Below are 3,948 nucleotides of genomic sequence, written 5' to 3'. Positions count from 1 at the left end.
GGGCGAGGCGTGGCCAATCAGCTTGCCGTGGGCCTCGCGCCGTCGCTGGAATACCTCAGCAACAAGGCGGCGGACGCGGCGGAGTGGTTCAACGGGCTGAATGACCGCGCCAAACAGTTCATTTCGGCTGGCGCAGCCCTGACCGCGGCTGTCGGCCCGGCGGCGATCGGGCTGGGTCTGCTGCTGAAAATGGCGGTGCCTTTGGGGGCGGCGCTGCTGGGAACGGTTTCTGCTGTTGCCCTGGCGCCGGTCAAATTCATCGCGGCTGCCAAGGCGGCTGTTGCTCTGGAAGTGGCGCTTGGCGCCACCAGCACCAGGGCGGCGCTGGCCAGGGTTGCCGTCAAGGGATTGACGCGCGGTCTGAAGCTGCTGCGCATCGCCGCTATGGCCACGGGCATCGGGGCGCTCATCGGAATTTCTGCGGCAGTCTACCAGGGTTTCATGCATTCAAAGCGGGCGGCAGAGGAATTTGACGGGGTTATTCGTGGCCTAGCTCACGCACATGATGTCCTGGCTGCTACAACAGATACTTTCTATGCCAGCATGACGGCAAAGAATGCCGAGGCCATGCGGCAGGCAGCTGAAGCGGCGCGCGATGCTACCCGCGTAGCACTGGAGGCAGCGCAGGAGCAGCTGCATGTAGCCAAATTCGAGGGCTTTCTCGGATCGACCTTTTTGAAATCTGGCGAAATTGTTGAGGCGCAGAGGAAGATTGCAGAGCTGCAGGCGGCGCTGGCAACAGCTGAGGCCCGCTTGGATGCGGCGAGTGTTGCGGCCGCCCGCACTTCGCGCGAACTCGGTACAGCATCGGAAAACAGCACTGCCCTCGCAGGCGGACTGGATGCGGCGGCGGGCCGGGCAGCAACGCTGTCCGGTTTCGTATCCTCGCTGCCTGGGGCACTGGCTGGGGCGCAGGCAAGTGTTGCAGGCTTGAAGGCTGGAATGGCGGTTCTGGCGGCGGGTGGCGGCCAGGCGGCTGCCGATGTGGCCAAGTACCGGGCTGAGCTGGAAGCGTCCTTGCCGCCGATGGAGAAAATCGAGGAGAGCAAGCGCGAAGCCGTCCGCCAAGGTATTGAGCAGAAGGTGGAGCTGTATGAGCAGGAGCAGCTGCTCAGATCGGAGTATCAGAAACAGGTTGCTGCGCTGAACAGCGTCAAATCCGCCGGGGGTGCGGCCTCGAAGAGCGCACTGGCGGGGCTGAAGAAAGAAATCGCCGAACGCCGGGAAATGGCCGGGCTGACCGGTGCGCAGCGCAAGCACCTGGAAGCGGTGCGGCAGGTGCAGCAGCGGCTCGGCAAGGAAGGCGCCGGGCTGAGCAAGGCACAGATCAGCAGCCTGGCGGGGCAGGTTGTCGAGCTGGACAACATTGAGGCGCGCATGCAGCGGGTCAAGGATCTGCAGGGTCAGTGGAGCGAGGCGATCACCCGCACCGCATTTGAGGGCGGCAGTCTCGGCGACACGATCAAGGGCATGCTGCGCGACATTGCCTATCAATTCGCCCACTCGAAGGTTGTGCTGCCGATCATCGGCCGGATTACCAGTGTCCTGGGATTGGATCAGCTGCTGCTTGGCGGCGGGGGTGGGCAGACAGTTGCCGGTGCTGCGGGCGGCGGCGGCGGGCTTCTGGGTCTGGTTGGCAATGCGGCCAGCCTGCTCCGCGGGGGCGGAAGTGCCTTGGCTGGCATCGGCAGCGGTCTCGGCGGCATTCTCTCCGGTGGCGGTCTTGGGGCAAGCTTTGCAAACCTCGGCGGCCTCGTTTCCGGAGCCTCTGCGGGCTGGGGCGCGCTTGGTGCGGCCCTGCCAGCGCTCGGCATCATCGCAGCCGGTGTTGCGGTTCTCGTGAAGGGCTTCAGCCGGAAATACAAAGGTTCCGGTATCGAAGGGGCGTTCACCCCTGACGGATTGGAGGGCGGGCAAAGCTTCGATTTCTACAAGGGCGGCTGGTTGCGCTCGGACAAATGGGTGAAGAAGGCGCTGGATGCCGAGTTTCAGCAGGCGCTCGATGAGGCCATGGAGGGCATGTCCGACGGCGTGATCGGCATGGCCGGCACCCTGAACCTCAGTACCAAGGCGCTGAAGGAGTTCGAGGCAGCGGGCTTTGCCATCTGGACCAACGGGAAGTCGCAGGAGGAAATCCAGGCGCTTCTGCGGGCGGAAATGCAGAAAACCGCTGAGCAAATGGCGGAGCTGATCCTGACCAGCGAGACCTATGTCCAGGCCGGTGAAACCCATCTGGAAGCGCTTGACCGCATGGCTTCCGGCCTCATGGCCGTGAACGATGTGATGGACCTGCTGGGAAAGAGCGCGTTTGAAGCATCGCTCAAAGGCGGCGACCGGGCTTCGGATCTGGTCGATGAGTTCGGCGGCACAGAACAGATGCAGGCTGCGGCCAGCGCGTTTTTCGCCGCTTTCTATTCGGAGGCAGAGCAGGCAGAAACGCTGCGGCGCCGGGCACTGAAGCAGCTGCGGGGCGAGTTCAAGGATCTGGGCGTTGCCATGCCCAAAAGCCGTGAGGGCTTCCGCAGCCTGGTGCAGAGTGTCGATCTGACGACGGCATCGGGGCGGGAGCTTTATGCCGAGCTGCTGCAGCTTTCCGCCGGCATGGACCAGGTGCTGCCGAAAGTCAGTGCTTATACCGAAGCCATGCAGGGCCTGGTTGACAGGATCGGAGGCGAGATCGGCCTTCAGATCGACACAGCCCGGGACATGGCGGCGGATGCAAAAGCGGCTGCACAGCTCTGGTACCGCACCGCTGGCACGTTGCGCGATTTTCTGGGCGGCCTGGTCAATTCTGACCTGACGGCGGCCAGCTCGGAGCAGGCGCTGGCGGTTCAGCGGGGCCGGTTCCAGAGCGCATTTGACAAGGCCAGCGGCGGTGACGTGCAGGCGGCACAGGACATTCCCGGACTTGCCCGGGCCTACCTGCAAACCCTGAGGGCTAGTGCGGGCAGCTCATTGGAATACCGCCGGGCGGCGGCGCAGGTGCAGGGGCAGTTGAATTTCGCCGCGGGCATAGCTGACCTGGAAGGCGCAAATGAAGACATGCTGCGCGGCCTCTATGAGCAGCAGATCGAGGTTCTGACCAGCCTCGGCCAGTTCCTGCAGCTGGAGGGGCTGACCGCTGATGAGGTTGGCCAACTGAGCTCGGGCGTGCAGGCGCTGGCGGAAGACTGGGACGGCACCGTTGAAGCCTTTGAAGGCGCTCTGGGGGCGCTGGGGGATGCAATCAAGAACGCTGAGGCCTTCAGCTACGATGATCTCGTCGGGCGCCTCGATGTGGCGGTTGCGCTGGATGATAATGCGCCGTCCTGGCTGACCAGGCTGGTGGACCGGGCGGATGCGGGCATCCGCACCACGCTGGATTTTGTCATCCGCAATGACGAGCTGAGCCCGGCCGACAAGTGGATCGCAACCAATGCCTTGTCTGAGCATGTCGCTTCGCTGGATCTGGTGTTGCGCGAAGATCTGGACGCCAAGACCCGGAAGCTGGTGCTGAAAACTTCAGAGGGCTTGCGCCGCGATCTGAGTTTGAAGCTGGCGCAGGATCTGGATCCGGACACCCGGCAGATGGTGCTGACCCGGGCGGCCGCGCTGTCGCGCCGGGTGAATGTCGCCCTGACACGGGAAGGCGGGTCTACGCTGCGCCGACTGAACCAGCTGCAGGATCTGATCGGCTCCAAAGGGAACGGTAAAATCACCTTTAACGGCGGAGTGTCTTTTGAGCCTGCCGCCGCATTCAGCACGCTCTTCGGCGACGTGGCCGACAGCGGCCGCGGCCTGGTCAACCCGATGAGCAAGCTGAGCCGGATGCTTGGGCGGCTGCAGGATGCGGTGGACAAGGACCGGCAGCAAAGGGAGGCAGCCCTGAAGATTGCCGGGCTGCAGGTAAAGGGCGCGGATGCCGTCACCCGCACCCGGCAGGGGCAGGGCATTGTCGATGACTTCAAC

General features: G+C 64.0%; 1 protein-coding gene. It reads left to right on the top strand.

Translation table 11 applies throughout. From position 1 onward, the window contains the following. Positions 1-9: 9 nt before the first annotated feature. A partial coding sequence (locus VOI29_RS23200; protein ID WP_323784098.1) for a hypothetical protein occupies positions 10-3,948 on the top strand: 3,939 nt, incomplete at its 3' end.

Source organism: Leisingera sp., from assembly GCF_034669605.1.
In the GTDB taxonomy this organism is placed as follows: Bacteria; Pseudomonadota; Alphaproteobacteria; order Rhodobacterales; family Rhodobacteraceae; genus Leisingera.
The sequence above is the reverse complement of the archived record's forward strand: the minus strand, read 5'-3'. Positions and strand labels throughout refer to the sequence as shown.